23 protein-coding genes are annotated in these 24,853 nt (G+C 49.2%); 18 read left to right on the plus strand and 5 right to left on the minus strand.

Annotation, left to right across the window (positions count from 1 at the left end):
• The first annotated feature begins 14 nt into the window (after positions 1 to 14).
• Positions 15 to 347, plus strand: coding sequence for a hypothetical protein (locus tag HFE64_01075; GenBank protein ID MCI8632063.1), 333 nt, complete (start codon positions 15 to 17; stop codon positions 345 to 347).
• 14 nt (positions 348 to 361) lie between these two features.
• Here HFE64_01075 and gyrA read toward each other — a convergent pair whose 3' ends face one another.
• The 3 genes from gyrA to HFE64_01090 form a co-directional block, all read right to left on the minus strand.
• Positions 362 to 2,839, minus strand: coding sequence for a DNA gyrase subunit A (gene gyrA / locus HFE64_01080; protein MCI8632064.1), 2,478 nt, complete (start codon positions 2,837 to 2,839; stop codon positions 362 to 364).
• A gap of 11 nt (positions 2,840 to 2,850) precedes the next feature.
• Positions 2,851 to 4,848, minus strand: a complete 1,998-nt coding sequence (gene gyrB, locus HFE64_01085; GenBank protein ID MCI8632065.1) for a DNA topoisomerase (ATP-hydrolyzing) subunit B — start codon at positions 4,846 to 4,848, stop codon at positions 2,851 to 2,853.
• Between the two features lie 623 nt (positions 4,849 to 5,471).
• Positions 5,472 to 6,344 (minus strand): YitT family protein, encoded by an 873-nt coding sequence (locus HFE64_01090; GenBank protein ID MCI8632066.1) that lies wholly within the window; start codon positions 6,342 to 6,344, stop codon positions 5,472 to 5,474.
• A gap of 201 nt (positions 6,345 to 6,545) precedes the next feature.
• On the opposite strand from HFE64_01090, the gene HFE64_01095 reads away from it, so the two are divergent.
• The 16 genes from HFE64_01095 to HFE64_01170 all read left to right on the plus strand — a co-directional run bounded on the left by HFE64_01095 (position 6,546) and on the right by HFE64_01170 (position 22,497).
• Positions 6,546 to 7,517, plus strand: coding sequence for a MoxR family ATPase (locus HFE64_01095; protein MCI8632067.1), 972 nt, complete (start codon positions 6,546 to 6,548; stop codon positions 7,515 to 7,517).
• Positions 7,518 to 7,524: 7 nt separating this feature from the next.
• A complete protein-coding gene (locus HFE64_01100) occupies positions 7,525 to 8,631 on the plus strand; it encodes a DUF58 domain-containing protein (GenBank protein ID MCI8632068.1) in 1,107 nt (368 codons plus the stop codon).
• A gap of 10 nt (positions 8,632 to 8,641) precedes the next feature.
• A complete protein-coding gene (locus HFE64_01105) occupies positions 8,642 to 9,871 on the plus strand; it encodes a hypothetical protein (protein ID MCI8632069.1) in 1,230 nt (409 codons plus the stop codon).
• A gap of 60 nt (positions 9,872 to 9,931) precedes the next feature.
• Positions 9,932 to 10,654 (plus strand): esterase family protein, encoded by a 723-nt coding sequence (locus HFE64_01110; protein MCI8632070.1) that lies wholly within the window; start codon positions 9,932 to 9,934, stop codon positions 10,652 to 10,654.
• Entirely contained in the window at positions 10,642 to 11,418 is a 777-nt protein-coding gene (locus HFE64_01115) for an acetylesterase (GenBank protein MCI8632071.1), read from the plus strand. The genes HFE64_01110 and HFE64_01115 overlap by 13 nt, the downstream gene beginning before the upstream one ends.
• A 6-nt stretch (positions 11,419 to 11,424) precedes the next feature.
• Entirely contained in the window at positions 11,425 to 12,234 is an 810-nt protein-coding gene (locus tag HFE64_01120) for an HAD-IIB family hydrolase (protein ID MCI8632072.1), read from the plus strand.
• Positions 12,231 to 13,565, plus strand: coding sequence for an MATE family efflux transporter (locus HFE64_01125; protein ID MCI8632073.1), 1,335 nt, complete (start codon positions 12,231 to 12,233; stop codon positions 13,563 to 13,565). The genes HFE64_01120 and HFE64_01125 overlap by 4 nt, the downstream gene beginning before the upstream one ends.
• Positions 13,566 to 13,690: 125 nt before the next feature.
• Entirely contained in the window at positions 13,691 to 14,851 is a 1,161-nt protein-coding gene (gene nagA, locus HFE64_01130; protein ID MCI8632074.1) for an N-acetylglucosamine-6-phosphate deacetylase, read from the plus strand.
• On the plus strand, positions 14,841 to 15,623 hold the full coding sequence (gene nagB / locus HFE64_01135) for a glucosamine-6-phosphate deaminase (GenBank protein ID MCI8632075.1): 783 nt from the start codon (positions 14,841 to 14,843) through the stop codon (positions 15,621 to 15,623). The genes nagA and nagB overlap by 11 nt, the downstream gene beginning before the upstream one ends.
• A gap of 115 nt (positions 15,624 to 15,738) precedes the next feature.
• Positions 15,739 to 16,560 carry a DUF624 domain-containing protein gene (locus HFE64_01140; GenBank protein ID MCI8632076.1) on the plus strand — a complete coding sequence of 274 codons (822 nt, stop codon included), beginning with the start codon at positions 15,739 to 15,741 and terminating at the stop codon, positions 16,558 to 16,560.
• Between the two features lie 86 nt (positions 16,561 to 16,646).
• Positions 16,647 to 17,306, plus strand: coding sequence for a cytochrome c biogenesis protein CcdA (locus tag HFE64_01145; GenBank protein MCI8632077.1), 660 nt, complete (start codon positions 16,647 to 16,649; stop codon positions 17,304 to 17,306).
• 8 nt (positions 17,307 to 17,314) lie between these two features.
• Positions 17,315 to 17,899, plus strand: a complete 585-nt coding sequence (locus HFE64_01150) for a redoxin domain-containing protein (GenBank protein ID MCI8632078.1) — start codon at positions 17,315 to 17,317, stop codon at positions 17,897 to 17,899.
• Positions 17,900 to 17,912: 13 nt separating this feature from the next.
• Positions 17,913 to 18,365 (plus strand): thioredoxin-dependent thiol peroxidase, encoded by a 453-nt coding sequence (gene bcp, locus HFE64_01155; protein MCI8632079.1) that lies wholly within the window; start codon positions 17,913 to 17,915, stop codon positions 18,363 to 18,365.
• Positions 18,366 to 18,603: 238 nt separating this feature from the next.
• The gene (locus HFE64_01160) at positions 18,604 to 19,296 is read left to right on the plus strand and encodes a response regulator transcription factor (protein MCI8632080.1); all 693 of its coding nucleotides are present in this window, start codon (positions 18,604 to 18,606) and stop codon (positions 19,294 to 19,296) included.
• 1 nt (position 19,297) lies between these two features.
• Entirely contained in the window at positions 19,298 to 21,208 is a 1,911-nt protein-coding gene (locus HFE64_01165; GenBank protein MCI8632081.1) for a HAMP domain-containing histidine kinase, read from the plus strand.
• 14 nt (positions 21,209 to 21,222) lie between these two features.
• Entirely contained in the window at positions 21,223 to 22,497 is a 1,275-nt protein-coding gene (locus HFE64_01170; GenBank protein MCI8632082.1) for a glycosyltransferase family 2 protein, read from the plus strand.
• 183 nt (positions 22,498 to 22,680) lie between these two features.
• On the opposite strand, the gene HFE64_01175 is transcribed toward HFE64_01170, so the two are convergent.
• Together HFE64_01175 and HFE64_01180 are read right to left on the minus strand one after the other, a co-directional pair.
• Positions 22,681 to 23,571: a hypothetical protein gene (locus HFE64_01175; protein MCI8632083.1), complete on the minus strand. Its 891-nt coding sequence runs from the start codon at positions 23,569 to 23,571 to the stop codon at positions 22,681 to 22,683.
• A gap of 5 nt (positions 23,572 to 23,576) precedes the next feature.
• The gene (locus HFE64_01180; protein ID MCI8632084.1) at positions 23,577 to 23,999 is read right to left on the minus strand and encodes a CBS domain-containing protein; all 423 of its coding nucleotides are present in this window, start codon (positions 23,997 to 23,999) and stop codon (positions 23,577 to 23,579) included.
• Between the two features lie 350 nt (positions 24,000 to 24,349).
• Between HFE64_01180 and HFE64_01185 the strand changes: the two genes are divergently transcribed.
• Positions 24,350 to 24,832 carry a tryptophan-rich sensory protein gene (locus HFE64_01185; GenBank protein ID MCI8632085.1) on the plus strand — a complete coding sequence of 161 codons (483 nt, stop codon included), beginning with the start codon at positions 24,350 to 24,352 and terminating at the stop codon, positions 24,830 to 24,832.
• Positions 24,833 to 24,853 lie beyond the last annotated feature (21 nt).

Genomic DNA, 24,853 nt, shown 5'->3' on the forward strand with positions numbered 1-24,853 from the left:
GCGGGGGCGTGAGAATGATTATCACCAACATGCAAATGGTGGATTTGCACGCCGGAGGCAGCGCAGGAATGATTGACATGGACATGCAAACAGTGGATTTGCATGCCGAAGGGGGCGCAGGAATGATTGACATGGGCATGCAAACAGTGGATTTGCATGTCGGAGGGGGCGCAGGAATGATTGCCGCCAACATGCAAACAGTGAATTTGCATGTCGAAGGACGTTCGGGAATGATTGACATGGACATGCAAACAGTGAATTTGCATGTCGATAGGAACCCGGGAATGATTATCACCAACATGCAAAAACAAGCCCTTCCGCAAATAATGCGGAAGGGCTTGTTATAAACTTGCTTTCAATTTTATTCCTCGGCGGAATCCTCTTCAATTTTCTCTTCGCGAATCTTCGCGATGCTGACGATCTTGGTGTCCTTATCAAGTCCCATCAGCTTCACGCCGGAGGTCACGCGGCCGATCTCGCTGATATCCTGTACGCGCAGGCGGATGATAACGCCTCCGCTCGTAATCAGCATCAGATCCTGATCCGGTGAAACCAGCTTAAAGCTAACCACATCGCCGGTCTTGGCGGTAATACGGTAATACAGATTGCCCTTGCCGCCGCGCTTTTGCACGGAAAACTCGGTCAGAGCCGTGCGCTTGCCCATACCGTTTTCGGTAACGGCCAGCGCGGAATCTCCCTGCGAGGTCAGCTGCACGCCGATCACTTCATCGCCAGCGCCGAGCGTAATACCCTTTACGCCCATGGAGCTGCGGCCGGTCGTACGCACATCAGTTTCGCGGAAGCGAATGATCTGGCCGCGCTTGGTGGCCATGAGCACTTCATCCTTGCCGCTGGAGCGCTTAACCTCGATCAGCTCATCGCCCTCCTGAAGGGAAATAGCAATCAGTCCATTCGTACGAATATTGCTGTATTCAGCAAGATCTGTCTTTTTGATAATACCATTTTTGGTCGCCATCAGCAGATAGCCCTTATCGCGCTTTTCCTTCATCTGAATGGCAGCGCTGACCTGTTCGCCGCCGCTCAGCGACAGCAGGTTCACAATGGCCGTGCCGCGGGCCGTGCGGCCTGCCTCGGGGATCTCATAAGCCTTCATGCGGTATACGCGGCCCCAGTTGGTAAAGAACAGCACATAATCATGCGAGGAAGCGATGAAGAGATGCTTTACAAAATCCTCTTCGCGGGTTTCGATACCCTTAATGCCCTTGCCGCCGCGGTTCTGGCTGTGATACATGTCTAAGGAGGTGCGTTTGATGTAGCCAAGATTGGTCATCGTGATGACGCAGCTCTCGTTTTTGATCAAATCCTCTAAGTTGATCTCGCCTTCCTCATAAGTAATATAGGTGCGGCGCGGATCTGCATATTTGGTTTTCAGTACCAGCAGCTCTTCCTTGATCACGCTGAACAGTATATTTTCATTTCCTAAAATGGCTAAATACTCCTGAATCTTTTCTGTCAGCTCATCATACTCATTTTGCAGACGGTCGCGCTCCAGTCCGGTCAGCGCACGCAGACGCATGTCCACGATTGCCTGTGCCTGTGCATCGCTGAACTCAAAGCGGGCGATCAGGTTTGCCTTTGCCTCGGCCACGTTAGAGGAAGCACGGATAATGGAGATAATTTCATCAATGTAGTCCAGCGCCTTTAAAAGACCCTCTAAGATGTGCGCACGCGCCTGTGCCTTATCCAGATCATACTGCGTACGGCGCGTTACAACCTCTTTCTGATGATCCAGATAGTAGGTGAGCATCTGCTTTAAATTCAGCACCTTAGGCTCATTATTCACAAGGGCCAGCATGTTGATGCTAAACGTATCCTGCAGGGGTGTATTTTTATAGAGCTGATTGATGATCAGCCGCGCATTGGCATCGCGCTTTAAATCAATCACGATCCGCAGACCGTTACGGTTGGTCTCATCGCGCAGATCAGAAATCCCTTCAATTTTTTTGTCCTTAACCAGCTCAGCAATACGCTCGACCAAACGCGCTTTATTCACCTGATAAGGAATCTCGGAGACCACAATGCACTGGCGGTGTCCCGGAAGCTCTTCGACCTCCATATTCGCGCGAACAACTGCGCGCCCGCGCCCGGTGCGGTAGGCCTGCTCAATATCGCGCACGCCGTAAATGGTTGCGCCGGTGGGGAAGTCAGGTCCCTTTACAATCTGCATCAGCTCGTCAATGGTGGTATCGCGGTCCTCGAGCATGTGGTTGTCGATGATTTTCACAACCGCATCGATCACCTCGCCCAGATTGTGCGGGGGGATGCTGGTGGCCATACCAACGGCGATACCGCCGGTTCCGTTCACCAGCAGGTTGGGAAAGCGTGCGGGCAGCACGGTGGGCTCCTTTAAAGAGCCGTCAAAGTTGGCGGTAAAGTCAACGGTATTTTTATTGATATCCGAGAGCATCTCCATCGAAAGCTTGCTCAGGCGCGCCTCGGTATAACGCATAGCGGCAGCGCCGTCGCCGTCCATCGAGCCGAAGTTGCCGTGCCCGTCGACCAGCATATAGCGCGTGGAAAAGTCCTGTGCCAAGCGCACCATGGCTTCATAAATAGAGCTGTCGCCGTGTGGGTGGTATTTACCCATCGTATCGCCCACGATACGGGCTGATTTACGGTAGGATTTGTCCGGGGATAAACCCAGCTCATTCATCGCGTGCAGAATGCGGCGCTGAACGGGCTTCATGCCGTCACGCACATCCGGCAGCGCACGCGTGGTAATTACGCTCATGGCATAGTCAATAAAGCTGTCCTTCATCATTTTTTCCAGATTGACAATCTCAATCCGGTCATGCTGCGGCGTCTGATTTTCGTCCATAGTCTACCTCCTCATCCAACAGTATCCACTTGGGCATATTTTGCATGTGCCTCAATAAACTCGCGGCGCGGCTCCACCTTGTCGCCCATCAGCAGTGTAAAGATCTGATCGGCCACCGCCGCATCTTCCATCTGCACCTGCAGCAGGATGCGGTTCGCCGGATCCATCGTCGTCTCCCAGAGCTGATCAGCGTCCATCTCGCCCAGTCCCTTATAACGCTGCACACCGTCAGCAATCTGCTGCTCCGTCATGCCCAGCTTCTCCAGCAAGGGATTCAGCTCATTCTCATAATACAGATAATGCACCTCATTTTTCGACTTCTCCACGCGGAACAGCGGCGGCTGCGCAATATACACCTTGCCCTGCTCGATCAGCTGCGGCATAAAGCGGTAGAAAAACGTCAGCATCAGCGTGCGGATATGCGCGCCGTCCACGTCAGCATCGGTCATAATAATGATCTTATGGTATCTTAGCTTGTTGATATCAAAATCCTCGTGGATACCCGTGCCAAAGGCAGTAATCATCGCCCGGATTTCGGCATTGCCGAGGATCCTGTCCAGCCGTGCCTTTTCCACATTCAAAATCTTACCGCGCAGCGGCAAAATGGCCTGCGTCTGCCGGGAACGCGCATTTTTTGCGGAACCGCCGGCAGAGTCGCCTTCGACGATGTAGATCTCACAGTTTTTGGGATCGCGGTCGGAGCAGTCTGCCAGCTTGCCGGGCAGGCTGGTGCTTTCGAGCGCCGTTTTGCGGCGGGTCAGGTCGCGGGCCTTGCGGGCAGCGTCACGGGCTCTGGCGGCCATGATGGCTTTATTTAAGATCGTTTTCGCGATGTTGGGGTTCTGCTCAAGGAAGAAGGTAAGGCCGTCTGTCAGAACGGCGGCCACAGCGCCGCGAGCCTCGGTATTGCCCAGCTTCTGCTTGGTCTGACCTTCAAACTGAGGGTCGCCCAGCTTTACGCTGAGCACACAGGTCAGACCCTCGCGCACATCGTCGCCGGACAGATTCTTTTCATTTTCTTTTAAGATATTATTTTTGCGGGCGTAGTCATTGAGCACCTGCGTGTAGGACGCGCGGAAGCCCATCAGATGCGTACCGCCCTCAGGCGTATGCACGTTGTTGACAAAGGTGAAGGTGCTGTCGTTGTACGAATCGTTATGCTGCAGAGCGACCTCCACATACACACCGTCCTTCATGCCCTCGGCGTACATGATCTTATCGTAGAGCGCCGTTTTGTTCTGGTTGGCATAGGCCACAAACTCACGGATACCGCCCTCGTAGTGAAATTTCTTTTTCTGCTTTTTGTCCTCGCGCAGATCCTCCAGCGTGATGTTCAGGCCCTTGGTAAGGAAGGCGGTCTCCTGTAAGCGCTGGGCGAGCGTGTCAAAGTCATAATTGACTTCTTCAAAGATCGTGTCGTCAGCTAAAAAGGTGACGGTGGTGCCGGTCTTATTGGTGTCGCCGATCACATGGAGCGGTTCTACCGTATGTCCCTTTTCAAAGCGGATCTCATGCAGCTTGCCGCCGATGTGTACCTGAACGGTAACCCAGTTGGAAAGGGCGTTGACAACGGAGGCGCCTACGCCGTGCAGGCCGCCGGACACCTTGTATCCGCCGCCGCCGAATTTTCCGCCGGCGTGCAGGATCGTGTAAACAACCTCTACGCCGGAGATGCCCTTCTGCGGCTGGATATCTACCGGAATACCGCGGCCATTATCGGTGACCGTGATCGAGTTGTCGGGATTGATGGTAACTGTGATTTTATTACAGAAGCCGGCAAGCGCCTCATCAACGGCATTATCCACAATTTCATATACAAGGTGATGAAGGCCGCGGGCCGAGGTGCTGCCAATATACATACCGGGGCGGCGGCGCACAGCCTCCAGTCCCTCCAGAATCTGAATCTGGCTGGCGGTATATTCACCGCTGACCGTTAAGTCGGCCGCCACTGCCTGACTTTCATGATGATAGTCCGCCTTGTCTGAATCGGGCTTAGCATCTAGTAAAATATCTCTTGCTTCCTGATCCTTGGCATCCAATCCGGGATCCGTCAGGTTCAGCTGATTTTTATCTTTGCTCAATGAATAAACCTCCTAACATAACATAAGTTCAGCGCGGAACACGCCGAACTTGTACCATTCCTAGTATATCATAAAAACCGCATAAACACAAGGAAAACGCGCTTTTTAAATCAGGTTTTTTTAATCAAATTCATGACGGGAAGGCAGGGGATTATTATCACCAGATACATACAAATCAGCGCTCCCGTCAGGCGTCGGATTGACAGATGCGTTTTGGGCTAGGCTTTGGGCTTGCGCTTCTGACATCGTATTTGTGGCCTGTATTTCTGGTCTGCGTTTCTGGCCTCGTTTTCAGCCGCCACTGGCGGAAGAGGACGATTTAGCTGAACTTTTTCCACCGTGTATAGCGGAACGGTCATGAAGTAGCTGAAAAATACCCGTTAGCAAGCGGCGCCAAATCAAAAATGGCGGAAAAAATTCCGCCATTTTAATCTAAGAGCCCGAGTGCGGAGGAAATTTCTCCGCCATTTTTTGGATTTCCGCCAGCGCTGACTAGGCTATGAAATACACAACGTCCACAGCATCCACAGCATTCCCCCTGCAATATGTACCTACTCAATATGATCCATGGAGAAAAAGCTGGTGCCGCGTCCATAGACGCCATTGACCGTAGTGATGGTCAAAAAGGCATGGGGATCCGTTTTTTTAACCAGTGCTTTTAAAGGAGACAGCTGATGCTTGCTGATCACGCAGTAAAGCATGTACCGTTCATCGCCGGTGTAGGCGCCGGTCGCCTTCATAATCGTGATGCCGCGGCCCAGGCCATCCATCAAAGCCTTAGAAAGGCTCTGCGGATTAGCCGTGATAATCGTGATAGCGCGGCGATGGTCAATCCCATCGATGACATAAGAGGTCACCTGAGAGCCAATGAACATAGCGCAGAGCGTAAGCACCGCCTGATCCAGACCATAGATCAGCATAGAAAGGGAGATAATAACGGCATTCACAAAAAGACCGGTGGTCGCCATGTTGATAGAAAAATATTTATGCAGTACCTTGGCAATGATGTCACTTCCGCCCGAGGAGGCACCGCTGCGGTAGATAATGCCCAATCCAAGTCCGGTTAATACACCGCCCAGTGCGACAGCCGTGAGAGGGCTTTCAAACGGGACGGAAAGCGGATGTCCCAGCTGGAGGCAGAGGGAGAAAATACCCATTCCTGCAAGGCTATATAAAAAGAACTTGCGGCTGACAAATTTCCAGCCAATTAAAAAAAGCGGGATATTCAGTAAAATAATCATTAAAGAGATCGGCAGGCCAAACTGATAGTTAAGAAGCTGGGCAAAGCCGGTGACGCCGCCGCTAAGCAGGTGCTGTTTAGTATAAAACAGGTTCATGCCGACAGAATAAATCAGACTGCCGATAACCATAAGAAGCAGAACACGCCCATGTGTTTTAATGGCTTCTCGTACTGATGATTTCATAATAGAAATTCCTCCCAGAATATAATTAGAAAAATATCCTTAATAAAGCCACTATAGTCTATCATAATTTCAAAGAAAAAGGAAGGTCATTTTAAAGGAATAGTGACAATTTTAACGCCGCTTGTCAGCGGTTTTTATTTACTTTCACTAAAAACAATGATACAATAAAGAATAATTAACAAGAGAAGGAAGGATGTTTCAATGCAAATTGCAGAAATTCAAGCACTTACCCAGAAAATAAAAGAAAATATGGAAAAGGTTGTCGTCGGCAAATCAGATAAGATCAATTTGATTTTGGCGGCGCTTTTGGCCAAAGGCCATGTGCTGCTGGAGGACGTGCCGGGCACCGGAAAAACCGTACTGGCTAAGTCACTGGCCAAGTCCTTGGATACCAAATTTAAACGGATTCAGTTCACGCCGGATCTGCTCCCCTCGGATCTGATCGGCATCAATTATTATAATCAAAAAGAAAGTGAATTTGTTTTCCGGGAGGGCGCGCTGTTTACCAACGTGCTGCTGGCCGACGAAATCAACAGAGCCACGCCCCGCACGCAGTCCAGTCTGCTGGAGAGCATGGAAGAAAAGCAAATCACCGTTGACGGGCATACCTATGTACTGGAACAGCCCTTTTTTGTCATTGCCACAGAGAACCCGGTGGAGACGCAGGGCACATTTCCGCTGCCGGAGGCACAGCTTGACCGGTTTTTGATGCAGCTTTCCATGGGGTATACGGAGAAGCAGGATACGCTTGAAATCCTGCGCCGGTTTGTGAATGAGGTGCCGGCTGAAGCGGTAGAGCCGGTCTGCACACGCGAGCAGCTTTTGGAAATGCAGGAAAGCGTTAAACAGGTCACCATCCATCCGGATATCGCGGCCTATACGGTGGATATTGTGGATAAAACGAGAACGGCTGACAGCGTGCAGCTGGGCGTGAGCCCGCGTGGCAATCTGGCGCTTCTGAAAACAGCGCAGGCACTGGCCGCCATTCAGGGCCGCAGCTATGTGATTCCGGATGATATCAAGGCGCTGGCCGTTCCTGTGCTGGGACACCGCATCATTTTGCGCGGCAGTCAGCGCAACAAATCGACGCAGATTGAAACGCTGATTCAGGATATTTTAGAATCAGTGGAGGTGCCCACGGAGGAATGGAAGCTCTCGAAGCAGGAGGGATGAGGCTTCGATGGCAGTATTAATTATTTTAATCGTGGTAGGCCTCATGCTGTGGATTCAAAAGAAGGTCTACCAAAAGTACTGGAATAAGCGACTAACGGCAGAAGTCAAGCTGCGCGATCAATACATGTTTGAAGGGCAGGAGACAGAGCTGGTCGAAGTTATGACCAACAACAAGCTGCTGCCGCTGCCGTGGGTGCAGCTCAAGTTTCAGATCATCCGCAACGGCAAAACTGATAATCTGTTCAAAAGCGATATCTTTAATATTCTATTTCATCAGCAGATCACGCGCAAAAGCAAGCTGCTGCTCAAGCGGCGCGGCGTATATCAGATTCGCCAGCTGGATCTTTTGAGCTATGATATGTTCATCACCAGCAAATTTGTGAAAATAGTGGATAACCATGCGCAGATCACCGTGTACCCAGTCAGCATGGCCAAGGAAAACTTCGATGTGCCCTATGAAAAGATGATCGGAACCATGGCAACCAAGCGGTACACGCTGGAGGATCCGTTTTTATTCAAAGGCATCCGCGATTATCAGCCGCATGACAGCTTTAAGAGCATCAATTTCAAAGCCTCCGCCAGAGGCGGAAAATGGCTGGTGAACACGCATGAATATACCGTTGATCAAACGGTGCATGTGCTGCTGCTCACTGACAAAAGCACCAACTACTATGATGAGCCTGTGTATGAGGCGGGGCTGCGTTTAGCGGCTGCTATGATCAGCCGCCTGGAGCGGGACGGCGTGCCGGCAAGCTTTTACAGCAATGGGCAGGACAGCCTAGAGCAGCAGGAGCCGCGGGTCGGAGCAGGCTGCAGTGAAAATCATATTGATTCGGTGCTGGAGACATTGGCACGCCTAGATATGACCGTGACAGGGACGGCTGGGCCGCAGGTACTGGAAGATCTGCAGGAGAAGAGACAGGCAGAGGATTATTATGTGATCATCAGCGCCTGCTACAGCAAGGAGATGGTGCAGAAATACAATGAGCTGCGCAGCTATACGGATTCATGCATGTGGCTTGCGCCGATCTCAGAGATAGACTTTTTGGAGATGGAGCTTCGGGTGCAGAATCTGGAGAAAGACGTAGAAGATTTTTATTTCTTCAAGGTGTGAGGAGGTAGGGATGAGCGAAACATATGGATATGATCGGGAAGCGATAAGCTACCGGAAAATTGTTCGGTATCCCAGCTGGGTAGAAGCGCTTAAGGTTTTTCTCTTATTCGCCCCCGCGGCCGTTTTGATTTGCTATGGAGCATATGATATCGGAAACGGATATCAGTATTTGTATTTTTCAATAGGCTTTTTCTTGATGCCCTGCCTCTCGACTGTGCTGCGCCGGCATCTGCATAGCCTGATCCTCTTTATTTTAGTGCAGCTGGTACAGGCGGCATGGCTGCTGCTCTCGCCCGATCTCGTGCTGACAACGTTGGGAATCGTCTACTGGCTTGCGCTGACGGTATACGGCGCGGTGCGGCAGGTTTCCAAGGAAAACGAGAGGGAGGCCTCGATGATGGTACTTTTGTTTTCTATGGTTGCCATGATCTGTATCTATATCCTCTCCGTGAGCCGTGAACGCGAAGGGTATGAGACGCTGCTGATCGTGCAGGCCTTTATCTATGCGGCGCTGTTTATGTACTACGAGCACTGGATCGGTGTGCATGATGCGCTGCGCAATATTGACAAAGAGGGCAATTTCTCACTGCGGCGCATGCTTCGCTTTAACAATCAGATGCTATACGGCTATTTCGGCATTGCCGCTGCCGTATTTTTGGTGCTGTATCTGCTGGGACTGGGAGATATGCTTGGCCTGTTAGGCCAGAAGTCGCTGCTGATGCTGCGGAGAATGCTGCGGTATTTTGGCAGCATAGAGCCAACACAGGAGACGCTGGAAGAGGAGGCCGTGCAGGAGGAGACGATCAATGAGTCGTATGCCCAGATGTTTGGCACGATGGAGAGCGGGGTGATCTGGCTGATCCTTGAAAAGCTTCTTGAAATTATATTTGTGCTTCTGGTGCTGGGAGCGATTGCAGCCATGATTTATTTTCTGGTGCGCAAGGTGGGCGAAGGAAGCCGCTATCAGGAACCTAATTATGAGGAGACGAAGGTCTTTTATAAAGAAGCGGCAAAGCCTAAAACACGCCGCCGCAGCTTTAAAGAGATTTTTGACAACAGTCCGGAAAATAAAATCCGCAAGCTGTACTATAAAAAGGTGAAGGGACAGATGGGCAAAAAGGTGCAGCCCTATGAGACCCCGCATGAGGTGGGAGAAGTTCTGCCGGACATTAAAGCGCTGGTGCATCAGTACGACGAGGCGCGCTACGCGGTGCAGAATATAAAAGACAGCGATAGATAAAAGCAAAGGGGGATTCGGTGCCCCTTTGCTTGTTTTTCATGTAAAGGAGAACGATAGATTATGGCAGTGATTCAGATGGATTTCATGGCCAATACCATACAGCGGTTTACGGGCATTCACGTGATCCTTCCCTGCGATCAGGAGAAGGCGGTAGAGCAAGGGCCGTTTCCGGCGCTGTATCTGCTGCACGGTTATTTTGGCAACTATACAGACTGGCTTTATAACTCGCGGATTGCGCTGTGGGCGCAGCAGCGAAGGATCGCCGTCGTGATGCCTTCGGGAGAAAATGCGTATTATCTGGATTATCCGGAGCGGGCCGAAAACTTTGAAAAATTTCTAGCGCAAGAGCTGGTGCAGCTTACGAGGAATGCATTTCCGCTGTCACAAAAAAGAGAAGACACGTGGATTGCCGGACTTTCCATGGGCGGAGGCGGCGCCATCCGCTGCGCGCTGCATTATGGCGAGGTGTTTGGCAAGGCTGCTGGGCTTTCCGCCGGGCTGACGATTCATCAGGAGGCGGAGCAGCTGGGGCATAATGCGGATGTGATGCAGGCGCTCACAGAGGCGCTTCAGCAGAAAAAGCCGATTCCGCAGCTGTTTCTCAGCATTGGCACCGAGGATCCCCTGCTGGAGGATAACAGAGAGTATCACCGGTTTTTAAACGAGAACGGGGTCCCGCATCATTATGAAGAGCAGCCGGGAGGACATAACTGGACCTATTGGGACGGACATATATGCGATGTACTGGACTGGATGCAGGAGGGCAGATCATGGCAATCTTAAAAATGGAGCTATACGCTAAGACCATGCGGCGCACAGTCACCGCTGCTGCAGTCCTGCCGGCAGAATCGCTAAAGAGAGGCCAGCGCTGCGCCTGCCTGTATCTGCTGCATGGCGTACAGGGCAGCTATATCAACTGGCTTACAGCCACCAATCTATTTCGGCTACTCGGACAGTATAATGCGGCCCACGAGAAAAAGCTGGCGATTGTGCTCCCCAGCGGGGGGAATGGATTTTATCATCCGGCCGCGGGCCGAAAAGAGGATTACGAACGCTTTGTTGGCGAAGAGCTGATAGAGCTTACCAGAGCCATGCTGCCGCTCTCTTCGTCCAGAGAAGACACGTGGATTGCCGGACTTTCTATGGGCGGCTATGGGGCCCTGCGGACAGGGCTGCTCTATCCGGAGGTTTTCGGCTTTGCCGGAGGGCTTTCTTCGGCGCTGCTGACGCAGGATATGGAGGGGCACTGCAGGGAGGACGGCGCGTTTTTTGAGAGGCCGGAGTTTTTGCAGGAGATTTTTGGAGATTTGCAGGCGGCGGCGGACAGCGTGCATGATGTGCGGACATTGAGCCATCTGGCTGAGCGGCTGCCGAAGCTGTATCTGGCCTGTGGTAAGCAGGATGGGCTGCTGGATTTGACGAGGGGGCTGCATGAGGATTGGCAGCGCTCGGGGATCGAGCATGTGTATGAGGAGCATGACGGCGGTCATGACTGGGCCTTTTGGGAATGGGGCTTGCAGAGAATTTTGAAGCTGAGAGGGGAGTGAGGCGCGATGGGTATTTTTGACGGATATTTGATCTGCACGGACTGTGATGGCACGATGACAAACAGAAAAGGGGAGCTTTCGCGGGAGAATGCGGAGGCGATCCGCTATTTTCAGCGCGAGGGAGGGCTGTTCACGGTGGCAACGGGACGGTTCCCTAAGCATGTGGGACAGTTTGAGGCAGATTTTAGGCCCAATACATATCAGGTGGTAGGAAATGGAACGACCATTTATGATGTGGAGACGGGCAGGGTGCTGCACGAGGTCACGATGGAGCCGCCGGAGGAGGCGGTGCGGTATGTGGTAGAGCAGGGGCTCTGTCATCTGATCTTTGTGGATCATCTGCACCATTCGGTGCGATGGAGCGATGGAAAGATCGGGCGGCTGGACATGCCCGCCAGCGATATAGAGGAGCTGTTTCGGCCGGAGGAAGAGAGCTGGCATAAGGTCAATTTTTGTTTTGATACGCCGGAGGAGACGGTGCGTGTACAGCAGCTGATGAAGGAGAAGTTTCCGCAGTACAAATTTGAGAGAAGCTGGGCGACAGGGATGGAGCTGCTGCCTGCGGAAGGCGGCAAGGGTCCGGCGATCCTGCGGCTGAAGGCGATCTTGGGGGATCGGGTGCGCCGGGTGATTGGCGCAGGCGATTATGAAAATGACGTATCGATGCTGCAGGTGGCAGACGTGGGCTATGCCGTGGCCAATGCGGCGGAGCTTTGCCGGGAGGCAGCGGACCGGATCACGGTAGATTGTGACCATCATGCGATAGCGGCGATCATACGAGAGCTGGAGCAGGAAGCAAAGGAGACTCTAAGATGAAAGATATGACAAAGGGGAGTCCGCTGCGGATTATCCTGAGCTTTGCGGTCCCGATGATTTTGAGCGGCATGCTGCAGCAGTGCTATAATATTGCGGACAGCATTATCGCCGGGCAGTATGCGGGCGTGAATGCGCTGGCTGCTGTGGGCGTGTCGAATCCGATTACTTCATTGTTTGTCAGTCTGGGTACTGGTGCAGGCATGGGCTGCAGTGTGGTGATTTCGCAGCTGTTTGGCGCAAAAGAAATGAAGAAGCTGAAAACGTCTATTTATACGGCGGTTTTGTCTTTTGTGGTGCTGAGTTTGACGCTGATGCTGGTGGGACAGGGCTTTGCTGGTCCGCTGACGCATCTGATGAATACGCCGGAGGAGATCTACGAGGACGCTCTTTCGTATCTGCGTATCTATATGTGGGGCCTGCCGTTTTTGTTTTTATATAATATCGCCAATGCCGTCTTTAATGCGCTGGGCGATTCTAAAAAGCCACTGTATTTTCTGATGTTTTCCACTGTTTTTAATATTGGACTGGATATCTTTTTTGTAGCAGTGCTGCACTGGGGCGTGCGCGGCGTGGCATGGGCAACCTTTATTGCGCAGGGGCTCGCGTCTGCTCTGGCAATCGGTGTATTGCTGTTTAAGGTGCGGCGGCTGGAAGAGAAGGTTTCGTATTTCGATAAAAAGCTTCTGGCCGGCATGAGTAAGGTGGGGATCCCCACAATGCTGCAGATGTCGATTGTGAGCATTGGCAATCTGTTTGTGCAGGCATTGGTCAATACCTATGGTTCTGATTTTATTGCCGGATATTCCGCTGCGCTTAAGATCAGCGGGTTCTTCACCGTGGTCATTGCCACGATGGGAACGGCTGTGGCGACTTTTACAGCTCAGAATATTGGCGCGGGCCGGATGGAACGTCCCGGACAAGGTCTGCGGGCAGGGATGCTGATGAACTTTGTGTATTGCACGGCAGCGGTGATCCTGGTGTTTGTCTGCGGCCGTCAGCTCATTGGCCTGTTTGTGGATGAGACGGCGTCGGCAGAGGTGTATCAGGCGGGAGTAGGGTATCTCAGGGTAGTGGTGAGCAGCAGCTTCTTTTTTGTAGTTTTAAATAACACCTGCGCGGTTAGCCGCGGGGCTGGATATATGGTTGCCTTTACCTCTACTACGCTTGTCGATCTGGTAATTAGAGTCGTGTCTGCTTATGCGCTGAGCGGTGTGATAGGCAGCGGCTCTGTGTACTGGTCCGTGGGGATCGGCTGGCTTGTGGGTGCTGTGATGGGAGCCTATTTTTATCGAAGCGGCAAGTGGAAGCAGGTTAAATTGCTTAAAGAATGAGAAGAGCGCTAAGGTTTTTGAAAAATTTGAAAAAATGTTGACTAGAGAAACGGAAGAGGGTATCATAAGAGAGAAGTTGCATTGTGAGATGCGATTAAAAATCCGAAGAAAAGAGGGGTTTTTGAATGAAATGTATTATCAACGGCAAGATCATTCTGCCGGATCAGATTGTAGAAGGAAAAGCGCTCGTATTTGATCAAAAGATCGAAGCGATTGTAGCGCCTTCTGAGCTGGATCAGTATGAGAATTTAGAGATGATAGATGCGGAGGGACGGTATGTTTCTCCCGGTTTGGTCGATGTGCATATCCATGGCTGCGGCGGAGAGGATACGAGTGATAATAAGCCCGGCGCAATTCAGAAGATGAGCCGGATGATTACTCAATTTGGCGTGACCTCCTGGCTGCCGACCTCGATGACGCTGCCGGCAGAGCATTTGGCGCAGACGTTTGAAATGGTGCGCGAGGCCAAAAAAGCCAGCGAGCAGGACCCGGAGAGTTGGGGCGGCGCGCAGGTGCTGGGCGTGAATATGGAGGGACCCTATATCAATGTTGAGCGTAAAGGGGCGCATGTAGCAGAATATATTCAGGCGCCGGATGTAGAGTTTACCAAACAGTTTGCCGATGTAATTAAATTAGTGACAATTGCGCCGGAGGTGCCCGGCGGCATGGAATTTGTGGAGCGGATTTCGAAGGAAACGGATATCGTGTGTTCTCTGGGACATACAGCGGCGGATTATAAGACAGCAAAGGAATGCTTTGCAAGGGGCTGCAATCATGTGACGCATTTATTTAATGCGCAGACAGGCCTGCACCACCGGGATCCCGGTGTAGTAGGCGCCTCCCTTACCAGTCCGGAGGTATATACAGAGATGATCTGTGATACCTTCCATATCCATGCAGGTGTATTCCAGCTGGTAGCTGACTGCAAAAAGGACAAATTAGTGCTGATCACCGACTGTATGCGTGCCGGCGGATTACCGGACGGAGAGTACAGCTTAGGCGGGCAAAAGGTGTTTGTAAAGGGCATTGAATGCCGGCTGGAAAGCGATACGATCGCCGGCAGCGTGCTGCGCCTTCATAAGGCGGTGCAGAACATCGTGAAGCATACGACTTGGTCGCTTCCGCAGGCAGTAGCGGCAGCGAGCCTGTCTCCGGCACAGTCGATTGGCATGGGTGACAGAAAGGGCTCTTTGGAAGTAGGAAAAGATGCGGATATTTTGTTGGCAGATGCCGACTTTGAAATTATCAAAACATTTGTAGGAGGCAAACAGGTTTATGGAAACTAATGCAAAATGGTACACCAATGGCAAGAACAAAAATGTAAAGGTCTTAGTCTGCAAGGATTATGAGACATTGAGCAAAAAAGCAGCAGCCATTCTGGCCGGTATTGTCAATGTAAAGCCGGATGCAATTTTAGGACTGGCAACGGGTTCTTCTCCGGTCGGCACCTATCAGGAGCTGATCCGCATGTACGAGGCAGGCATGCTGGATTTCAGTCAGGTGAAAACGTATAATCTGGATGAGTATTATCCGCTGGAGCCGACTAATGATCAAAGCTATCATTATTTTATGGATGAAAATCTGTTTAATCATGTCAATATTGATAAAAATCAGGTGCATGTTCCGGATGGAAATGCAGAAGACATGAATGAAGCATGCGAATCCTATGAGGCTATGCTGAATGAAATCGGCGGCGTTGACATTCAGGTGCTGGGAATCGGCGGCAACGGTCATATTGGATTCAATGAGCCGGCTGATACATTTGTTGGCCCCACACATGTGGTTGCGCTTACGGAGAGCACAATTCAGGCTAACTCCCGTTTCTTTGAAAAGATTGAGGATGTACCCACCAAGGCGATCAGCATGGGTATCGGTTCGATCATGAAAGCGAAAAAAATTCTGCTCGTAGCTAACGGAGAAGGAAAGGCAAAGGCCATTGCGGCTACGCTGGAAGGTCCGATCACACCTCAGGTGCCGGCTTCTGTCCTGCAGCTGCATCCGGATGTTACGATCATTATTGATGAGGCGGCGGCAGCAGATCTTAAAGAATACAAGTAAAATTTAATGTTTGTTCACAATTTGAGCGCCGGGAACGCTTGTAAGTTCCCGGCGCTTAGTTTATAATAGAATATACCGAAATAATGGATCTGCGTAATGCGTAGGAGGGTTTTGTATGACTTTTAAGGAAGCAGTCGGAATTGACGGCCCATTTTCGCGAATTGGTACGTTGATATTTGAAATAATATATTGCAATATGCTGTGGCTTTTATTCGGAGGGCCGATCGCGGTCGTTGTTTTAAGCTATCTGCCGATCGTAACAAATCAGGTGACATACATTCTTAATCTGGTTCTTACGGTTATTTGTTTTTTGCACATGGGCCCGGCGACAACCGCTGCTTTTTCAGCGCTGGGCAAGCGCCAGAGAAAAGAAGAGACCTATACGTTCCGGGACTTTTGGCATTCCTATAAGCAAAATTATAAGCAGGGGATGATAGTTTCCCTGATCTTTACTGCTGTGAGCGGACTTCTGGGGTATGCGATCTGGCTGGAAGTGACCAACATAGGGCTATACGGAAAGATGATGTATATTGTGCTTCCGGTACAGGGCTTTGCAATCATAGAGTTGATATTTATTTTCACCTATATTTTTGCGCTGCTGGCGCGGTTTGAGATGTCCACCAAAAACTTATTTAAGTATGCTTTTATGATGGCGAATAAGCATCTGCCTACCACACTGCTGTGTGCAGCGCTTTTAATTGCCAGCGTAGCTGCTTTTCTATTCTGGAACATGCTTTCCAGTGTGTTTATGTTTGGACTTTGCTTTTATTTTTCTGCCATGCTGCTTGAAAGAGTATTTCGGAATTATATGCCGGATGAGGATGAGGCTCTGGCAGAGGAAGAAGTGGAGAACTATAATCTGGATGCAGAGCGGCAGGCGATTATCGATCGGTACACGGGTAAGCTGAGTCAGCAGGAGGAGCAGCCTAAAGAATAATTTGAAAAATTTGCTTGGATTACCCCGAGAAAGTATTTGTATTTTCTCGGGGTTTTTGTTATAGTAAATAATCAGAGGGGTGCATTATGTCATATGTGATTGCATTTTTAGAGGGGATGATTACCTTTATTTCCCCGTGCTTATTGCCCATGCTACCGGTATATGTTTCGTATTTTGCCGGCGGTATGCAGAGGGATATCAAAGGCACGTTGAAAAATGCGTTAGGATTTATAGCCGGCTTTACAACGGTCTTTGTCCTGCTTGGCGCGCTGGCCGGTACGGTAGGGCAGATTTTGAATGAATTTAAAACGCTTGTCAATCTGATTACAGGCGTGATTGTCATATTTTTTGGTCTTTGTTATCTTGGCTTTTTTAAGCTTAGCATTTTTAGAGGGATAAGGTTTTCTAAAACAGAGCAGCTTGGCTTTTTTTCAGCCTTTTTGTTTGGCATGGTGTTCTCCGTTGGCTGGACGCCCTGTGTGGGAGTGTTTTTAGGCTCGGCGCTGATGCTTGCTGCAAGCGAGGGGGCTTTTTTAACAGGCGTTATGATGCTCCTTCTCTATTCTCTGGGCTTGGGAATTCCCTTTCTAATCAGTGCTATTTTGATTGATCAGCTGAAGGGAGTATTTCAGAGCATTAAAAGGCACTACAGAGGCATTCAGATTGTGTGTGGATCACTGCTTGTGTTGGTTGGGCTTTTAATGGCGCTTGGACTATTTGATCGGTTTTTAAATTTACTTTCATAGGGGGATTTATGAAAAAAGGCAGTGTCAAATGGATTGCCGGCTTGATTTTATTGGTAGTCCTTATTGCAGGAGCTTTGTTTTTATATCATAAGCTAAGTCAGGAGTATAAAGGGGACAATCTGAGGCAGAATATTGCAGATGGAGCATCGAGTGAGGAAAGTGAGGCAGTGCCAAGTACAGTACAGGCGCCGGATTTTACAGTTTTGGATGCAGAAGGAAATGAGGTTAAGCTTTCCGACTATATAGGAAAGCCGATTGTGCTTAATTTCTGGGCTACATGGTGCTATTATTGTAAAGAAGAAATGCCTGATTTTAATACAGCCTATGAGAAATATCCCGAAATTCAGTTTTTGATGATCAATGCAACCGACGGCAATAGAGAGACTGTGGACGGCGCCAAGGCATATATTCAGGAGCAAGAGTTTGACTTTGAGGTGCTGTTTGATACCAAAAGAGAGGCGGTCAGCGCCTATTATGTGACCAGCTTTCCAACGACTTATTTTATAGATAAAAGTGGAGCTCTCATTGCGAGAGGCAGTGGAATGATGGACTTAAATACCCTGGAAAAGGGAATTAAAATGATAAGCGAATAGGAGGAAGGAAACTATGCTAGAAGTGGGACAAAAGGCACCCGAATTTACCTTAAAGGATAAAGACGGAAAGGATGTTTCTCTATCGGATTTTAGAAATAAAAAGGTCGTGATTTATTTTTATTCCAGAGATAACTCACCCGGATGTACGCGTCAGGCCTGTGCATATGCAGGGCTGTATACAGAGTTTAGGAGTAAGGGCGCAGAAGTCATTGGCATCAGTAAGGACAGCATAGAAGCGCATGCAAAATTTGCGCAGAAGAATAGCCTGCCGTATATTCTCCTGTCAGATCCTGATCTCAGTGTAATTAAGGCGTACGGGGTATGGAAGGAAAGAAAACAGAATGGTAAGCTGGGGATGGGGGTAGAACGCTCCACCTTTGTCATTGATGAACAGGGCAATATTGAAAGGATTATGTCAAAGGTTAAGCCAGATACGAACGCAGTGGATGTGTTGATACAGCTGTAAAAAGCTGTGCTTTTGTGCAGACAGATTATGTGAGCCAATATATTTATTCAGGTACTACTATAAACAAAGCGACCCCCTTCATTAAAAGGGGGTCATTTTAGTCTGCCTGTATCAATCCTCATTCCGTGTGAAAAATGCACGAAAAGTCATATAATCTTAATAAAACTTTAAGGGTTTACTATATTGGATTTTAAAAAGAAAGGTGGCATAATACAGGGGAGTTTGGAAGGAGTCTGTGATGTATAATATTTTGATCTGTGATGACGAGCGGGACATTGTGTCTGCTCTTAAGATTTATCTTACGTCTGCTGAATATCAAACCTTTGAGGCCTACACCGGCAAGGAGGCAATTGATCTGGTGCGTGAGCAGGACATTCATCTGGTGCTGATGGATGTGATGATGCCGGAAATGGATGGCATTTCAGCCATGGTAGCCATCCGCGAATTCAGCAATGTGCCGGTTATTTTATTAACAGCCAAGAGTGAGGATACCGATAAGATACTTGGGTTAAACGTGGGAGCCGATGATTATATTACCAAACCATTCAATCCGGTAGAGGTGCTGGCAAGAGTGAAATCACAGCTCAGGCGTTATGTACAGCTCGGAAGCGCTGTGAAAAAAGAATCCATACTTCGCATAGGAGCCATAGAGCTGGACGATGAGGCAAAGGTTGTGCGGCTTGACGGTGAAATAGTCAATTTGACAAGAACTGAATATGAAATTCTTAAGCTATTGATGCAGGAGCCCGGAAAGGTATTTTCATCAAAAGTAATTTATAATAAAGTGTGGGAGGATAATCCGTACGGCGCAGAAAATACAGTGGCCGTACATATCCGGCATTTGAGGGAGAAGATCGAGATCAATCCCGCAGACCCAAGATATCTAAAGGTGGTATGGGGACAAGGATACAAGATCGAGAGAGGTATATAAAGTGAAGGGCATTATTTACAGCTGGCCTATTAAAATTACAGCTGTCATTTTAAGCCTGCTGATGTGCATTGTGTCGACAGCCAGCATCATGGGTACGGCGGTTTTTATGAGCATGGGGCTTTACAGCCAGCAAGAATGGAATTACTATGCCACCAGCCTCTGTGAGAACAGAACCTATTACAATGCCAGGATGGTAATATATGAATACTATCTAGCATATCAGATGTATGAGAAGGAAGGTGCCGGCGACAGAAGCAGGCAACAGGAGCTGGAGTGGTATGAAAAGAAGTTCAGCAATGAAAATACAAATTTCCGTTTCCGCATAGAGGAAGAGGGCGGAGAGGCAATATCAACGTATCAGGACGACGAGTCATATGGATTTGAGACGGAGTATATGTTTGAAATATATAGCGAAGAATTAGGGAAAGATATACAGCATACCATTCATTGCTATGTAGTGGATCCAATGACGGCGAATGATGAATATCAAACGGATATGTATTGGTACGGAGAGGGATTCCGGTATCGCTATACGGTATTAAATCTGGCAATTGCTGCATCGGTATTTTTGATTGTTTTGTGCATCTATCTAATCTGTGCGGCAGGGCACAAACGCGGGACAGAGGAGATCTATGCAGGAGGTCTGCATAAGCTTCCCTTTGATTTTTTGACGGGACTGGTTATACTGGGCGGCTTTTGCTTGATGGGGCTGCTGGAAACAATGAACGGGTATGGAGATCTGCTAACAGACCTGATCAGAGCCTGCGTCGGCGTTACAGGGATATTTGCATTGGGACTTTTCTATGTAATGAGTTTGGCAGTGCGCTGCAAAAATCATTATTTATGGAAAGGGACGATAGTTTACCGGTGTTATCGCGGGATAAAAGAAATGATCATTCGACTATATCAAAATCGTTCTTTTTTAGGCAAGGCTCTCCTGTGGATTTTGCTTGCAGGGGCAAGTACCTTTATCATCGGCGTTATGTGTATCGATGAAAACAGCGCAGGCGCTTTTCTGTTTTATATTCTGTTTGCATGCGTTGTAGCGGCAAGTCTGGCCATGGCGTTCCAGCTTCGGTATAAGAAGATCCGGCAGGGGATCCAAAAGATCGCGTTGGGGGATTTGAATGCGCGGGTGGATACAAAAGGGCTTTATGGGGAGCTCAAGGAGCAGGCAGAAAATTTGAACAGCATCAATGAGGCTGTGCGGGCGGCTGTAGAGAAGCAGCTGAAAAGCGAGCGCATGAAAACAGAGCTGATCACCAACGTATCGCATGATATTAAGACGCCGCTCACCTCGATTGTCAATTATGTGGATCTTTTAAAGAAACAGGAAGTTCAGGATGAGACAGCAAAGGAATATATTGAAGTATTGGAGAGACAATCCATTCGGCTGAAAAAGCTGATTGAAGATTTAATTGAGGCTTCCAAAGCTTCCAGCGGTAACATTGCAGTGAATATGGGCAGGCTGGATATGACAGAGCTTTTAAAGCAGCTTTTGGGCGAATACAGCGATCGGCTCAAAGAGCATAATCTGGAGCTGGTGCTTACAGCGCCGGAGTATGAAATGCCCGTCATGGCGGATGGACAGCTTTTATGGCGTGTCTTTGATAATCTTCTCAGCAACGTACAGAAATATTCACAGGCGGGTACGCGGGTGTATCTGGATGTGAAGGAGGAGGAGGGATGTGCGGTCATTACGTTTCGCAACATATCGCGGTATGCGCTCAACATTTCCGGTGAGGAATTGATGGAGCGGTTTGTCCGAGGGGACAGCTCGCGGCATACTGAAGGAAGCGGACTGGGGCTTTCCATTGCGAAAAGCCTGACAGAGCTTATGAACGGACGGTTTGACATTCTAGTAGACGGAGATCTGTTTAAAGTGCAGGTTATATTTAATAAATTAGTATAAAAGGAAGAAAGAGTATGGAAGCATTACAAATTTTTAATACCTTTGTAAAGGTGATGTTCTTTTTGTTTTATGCCTATCAGTTTTTCTATATTCTGGTTGCAGTCATTAAGAAGCCAAAGCGTTTTAATCATTTGGAAGCACAGGGCAAGCTGAAAATGCATCGTTTTGCAGTGATGATTTCAGCAAGAAATGAGGAAGCCGTCATCGGTCAGCTGCTGGAAAGCATCAACCGACAGACCTATCCCAGAGAACTGGTTGATGTCTTTGTAGCAGCAGATAACTGCAGCGATCACACGGCGCAGGTGGCAGCCGAATATGGCGCTAAGGTATATAAGCGCTATAATCAGACAAAAGTCGGCAAGGGCTATGCGCTGGAAATGCTGTTTAATCTGGTGCGAGAGGATTATGGACATGATTATTACGACGGATATTTTGTATTTGATGCCGACAATCTGCTGGATCCTCATTATATAGAAGAAATGAACAAGACCTTTTCCGCCGGCTATCGTGTGCTGACCAGCTACCGTAATTCTAAGAACTATGGCAGCAATTGGATCTCAGCCGGATATGCATTGTGGTTTCTGCGCGAGGCCAGACATCTGAACAATGCACGCATGATTTTAAATACCAGCTGCGCGATTTCCGGTACGGGCTTTTTGCTGTCGCGTGAAATCGTTGAGAAAAATGACGGATGGAAGCATTTTCTCCTCACAGAGGACATTGAGTTCACAGTCGACAGCGTATGTCAGGGCGAAAAAATCGGCTACTGTCATGATGCCATGCTGTATGACGAGCAGCCGGAAACCTTTGAGCAGTCCTGGACACAGCGTCTGCGCTGGGCCAAAGGCTATTATCAGGTGTTTTATAATTACGGCAAGAACCTGCTGGCGGGTATTTTCTGCAAAGCCAGCTTCTCCTGCTTTGATATGTGTATGACCATCATGCCCGCGCTGTTCTTATCGCTGCTCACGATGCTGGTCAACGGAAGCGCCATGATTTATGCCCTGATCAACGAGACGGGGCAGTTCGAAGGAATGTTCATTTCCATGCTCATCATGATGGCCAGCGTGTACGGCATGTTTATCATCGTCGGACTCTTTACGCTGGTTACAGAATGGAAAAATATCTGCTGCAGCACAGGCAAAAAGATAAAATATCTATTTACATTTCCGATCTTCATGCTCACCTATATTCCCATTTCCATCACCGCATTATTTAGGAAAATTGAATGGAAGCCCATTACACACAACGTTGCCATTTCCATCGATCAAATGAAAATGGGCGAGTAAAAATAAAAATTTGTCATAGAGGAGTAGAATGCTTGACATTCTTGGAATATTTTGCTACAATATAACAGTCTTCTATCGTTCTAGTAATGATAGAAATTGCTCACCTCGGTTTAATAAGAACCCCCGTTTTCTTATTAAACACTTTCAGCCGGTTGTAGAGATGCAGCCGGTTCTTTTTTTGTCTTATTCTGAGAAAAGTCCCAGATCCGCCGCCGCTTGCAGCCATATAGCTTGAGGGATTTCCGGCAAAGCAAGGTCCATTCCGGGGTGCTGCGCGGCAGCAAGAAGGCGTGTGCGCTTCAGCAGCTTCAGGATATAATTGTGGCCGGTGGCAAGGAACCGGCAATTAGCGTGTGACCATCCGGGCGCCATTTCCATGAGCTCACTGTGATGATAAGCCCTTAGGATGGCATCCACATCATAGGGGATGGAAAGCAGCTGAATTTGCCAGTCAGCAGCTTCATTTTGATGCAGCAGGGCCGCCCTAGCAAGGCAGTCGTGATTGTGCGGCAGTCCGGCGGAACCTGCACCGAGGATCGTACGGCCGTTAGCGCGGGAGATGCCCTGACGATGAGTATGGCCGCATATCAGCAGCGGCTTTTGGATTTGCCGGAGCCATTTGGCGGTGGTTTCATCGGCAGTAGAGTTGGTGCCGTCTACATTTAGCAGCTCATTGACCCTGCTGGGCGAACCGTGGCAAAGGATGACATCCTTGAGGCTGTGACAGATGGGCATAGAGCGAAACCAGTCGAGGTCTTGCGCCGTAAGGCGCTGGTAGGTGTACAAAAGCGCACCCTGCGCGGGGCCCGGTTTCCAGACCTGCTCAGGGTGATTGGCGTGGTCGATGAGATATTGTTCCCGGTTGCCACGGATGAAAAGGACGGAAAAGTGCTGGGCTGCCTGGCGCAAAAGAGCGAGCGTGCGCTGCGGCTCGGGACCGTCGGTGATATAATCGCCGAGAAAATAAAGGGTGTCGACCTGTTCATGGGCCATATGTTCGAGTATGGCTTCTAAGGCGGGGTAATTGCCGTGAATATCGCTGATGATACCGATGGTTTGCATATGATTTTTCATGAGAGTTACCCGACTTCACGCTGGACGGTGAGCGACTTTTCGTAAAAGTAGCGAATGATGTCGCTGCGTTTGACAAGGCCGATGAAGGCCTGCGTGTCATCTACAACGGGTACGAAGCTTTGACGGTAGGCTGTGTGAATCAGGCTGTCCATGGACTGATCGATGGCGACGGTGTCATAATGGAAATGGCGGGCGATATCCGAGAGCATCATCTTTTCTGCTTCGGCAAAGGTAAAGCCCGGATAGTTTTTGAAGGCCCAAAGCAGATCGCCTTCGGTGACGACGCCGGCATATTTGCCGTCTGATGTGAGAACGGGCAGGCTCTGGTAGCGGTGGAATTCCATTTTTTCCATGGCCTGCCGCAGCGTCATATCTGTATATAAATAAACAATTTCATTTTTAGGAGATAGGAAAAAGGCAACGTTCATATCAAATATCCTCATTTCTTAATATTCGTGCAAATGATCGGCTAAAGGCTGTTAAGCTCGACCTTAGTCGAACATATGGTATCATGCAAATATGACAAAAAAATGAACGAGGCGTTAAGAAACGGTAGCATAATATTTAAACGGAAAGTAACCCGGTGTACATAATTTGTTCACAATTTTAGGCTATGATAAGACCATAGTTTTTTCATGTTTAATTAATTTTCTCCTCCTTTTGTAAGAGCTGATTTGGTCAGCTCTTATTTTTTGTGTTGGCGGCGCTTGAGCGGGGTATAGAAAGCACTGCCATGACATAAACTGGTATTAAATATAAGAAGGTGGGAAATGGAAAGGTGACGAATAAAATATGGAAAACGATCCAGCCCTTTTTGGTTGCGATAGGACTCACTTTTTTGGTAGGCGGCCTTTCTTATCTGGCATCAGGGGGAAACAATCAGGAATTATATGAAAGCCTAGTGCTGCCCAAAGGGGCGCCGCCGGCGCAGCTGTTTGGCGTTGTCTGGCCCCTGTGGTATCTGCTTTTAGGCATTGCTGCCGCGCTGGTGTATCGTTCGGAGCCATCGGTGGCTAAATCAGAAGGACTGCGATTTTATGAGCTGCAGCTTCTGATTTTGTTTACCTGGCCAATTGTATTTTTCCGGCTGCAGTCCTATTGGGCGGCCTTTACGCTGCTGCTTCTGCTTGTTTTTGTGCTGTATGTTATGCTGGACCGGTATCGGAAGGCAAGTCCGGCCGCCTTTTGGCTGCTGCTTCCGTACGCAGCATGGATTTTGTATGCGCTGTGGCTCAATCTGCGCGTTGCTATGCTTAATTAAAAAATCGCCCTTGCTTTTGCA

Source organism: Lachnospiraceae bacterium, from assembly GCA_022794035.1.
In the GTDB taxonomy this organism is placed as follows: domain Bacteria; phylum Bacillota; class Clostridia; order Lachnospirales; family Bianqueaceae; genus CALWPV01.

Bases quoted from the DNA above. Each gene is read 5' to 3' on its own strand.
- HFE64_01180 (MCI8632084.1), bottom strand. From the start codon at position 23,999: ATGAACGTTGCCTTTTTCCTATCTCCTAAAAATGAAATTGTTTATTTA.
- HFE64_01175 (MCI8632083.1), bottom strand. From the start codon at position 23,571: ATGAAAAATCATATGCAAACCATCGGTATCATCAGCGATATTCACGGC.
- HFE64_01140 (MCI8632076.1), top strand. From the start codon at position 15,739: ATGACTTTTAAGGAAGCAGTCGGAATTGACGGCCCATTTTCGCGAATT.
- HFE64_01110 (MCI8632070.1), top strand. From the start codon at position 9,932: ATGGCAGTGATTCAGATGGATTTCATGGCCAATACCATACAGCGGTTT.
- nagA (MCI8632074.1), top strand. From the start codon at position 13,691: ATGAAATGTATTATCAACGGCAAGATCATTCTGCCGGATCAGATTGTA.
- HFE64_01095 (MCI8632067.1), top strand. From the start codon at position 6,546: ATGCAAATTGCAGAAATTCAAGCACTTACCCAGAAAATAAAAGAAAAT.
- gyrA (MCI8632064.1), bottom strand. From the start codon at position 2,839: ATGGACGAAAATCAGACGCCGCAGCATGACCGGATTGAGATTGTCAAT.
- HFE64_01075 (MCI8632063.1), top strand. From the start codon at position 15: ATGATTATCACCAACATGCAAATGGTGGATTTGCACGCCGGAGGCAGC.
- bcp (MCI8632079.1), top strand. From the start codon at position 17,913: ATGCTAGAAGTGGGACAAAAGGCACCCGAATTTACCTTAAAGGATAAA.
- HFE64_01125 (MCI8632073.1), top strand. From the start codon at position 12,231: ATGAAAGATATGACAAAGGGGAGTCCGCTGCGGATTATCCTGAGCTTT.
- HFE64_01150 (MCI8632078.1), top strand. From the start codon at position 17,315: ATGAAAAAAGGCAGTGTCAAATGGATTGCCGGCTTGATTTTATTGGTA.
- HFE64_01115 (MCI8632071.1), top strand. From the start codon at position 10,642: ATGGCAATCTTAAAAATGGAGCTATACGCTAAGACCATGCGGCGCACA.
- HFE64_01160 (MCI8632080.1), top strand. From the start codon at position 18,604: ATGTATAATATTTTGATCTGTGATGACGAGCGGGACATTGTGTCTGCT.
- HFE64_01090 (MCI8632066.1), bottom strand. From the start codon at position 6,344: ATGAAATCATCAGTACGAGAAGCCATTAAAACACATGGGCGTGTTCTG.
- HFE64_01105 (MCI8632069.1), top strand. From the start codon at position 8,642: ATGAGCGAAACATATGGATATGATCGGGAAGCGATAAGCTACCGGAAA.
- nagB (MCI8632075.1), top strand. From the start codon at position 14,841: ATGGAAACTAATGCAAAATGGTACACCAATGGCAAGAACAAAAATGTA.
- HFE64_01120 (MCI8632072.1), top strand. From the start codon at position 11,425: ATGGGTATTTTTGACGGATATTTGATCTGCACGGACTGTGATGGCACG.
- HFE64_01100 (MCI8632068.1), top strand. From the start codon at position 7,525: ATGGCAGTATTAATTATTTTAATCGTGGTAGGCCTCATGCTGTGGATT.
- HFE64_01145 (MCI8632077.1), top strand. From the start codon at position 16,647: ATGTCATATGTGATTGCATTTTTAGAGGGGATGATTACCTTTATTTCC.
- HFE64_01170 (MCI8632082.1), top strand. From the start codon at position 21,223: ATGGAAGCATTACAAATTTTTAATACCTTTGTAAAGGTGATGTTCTTT.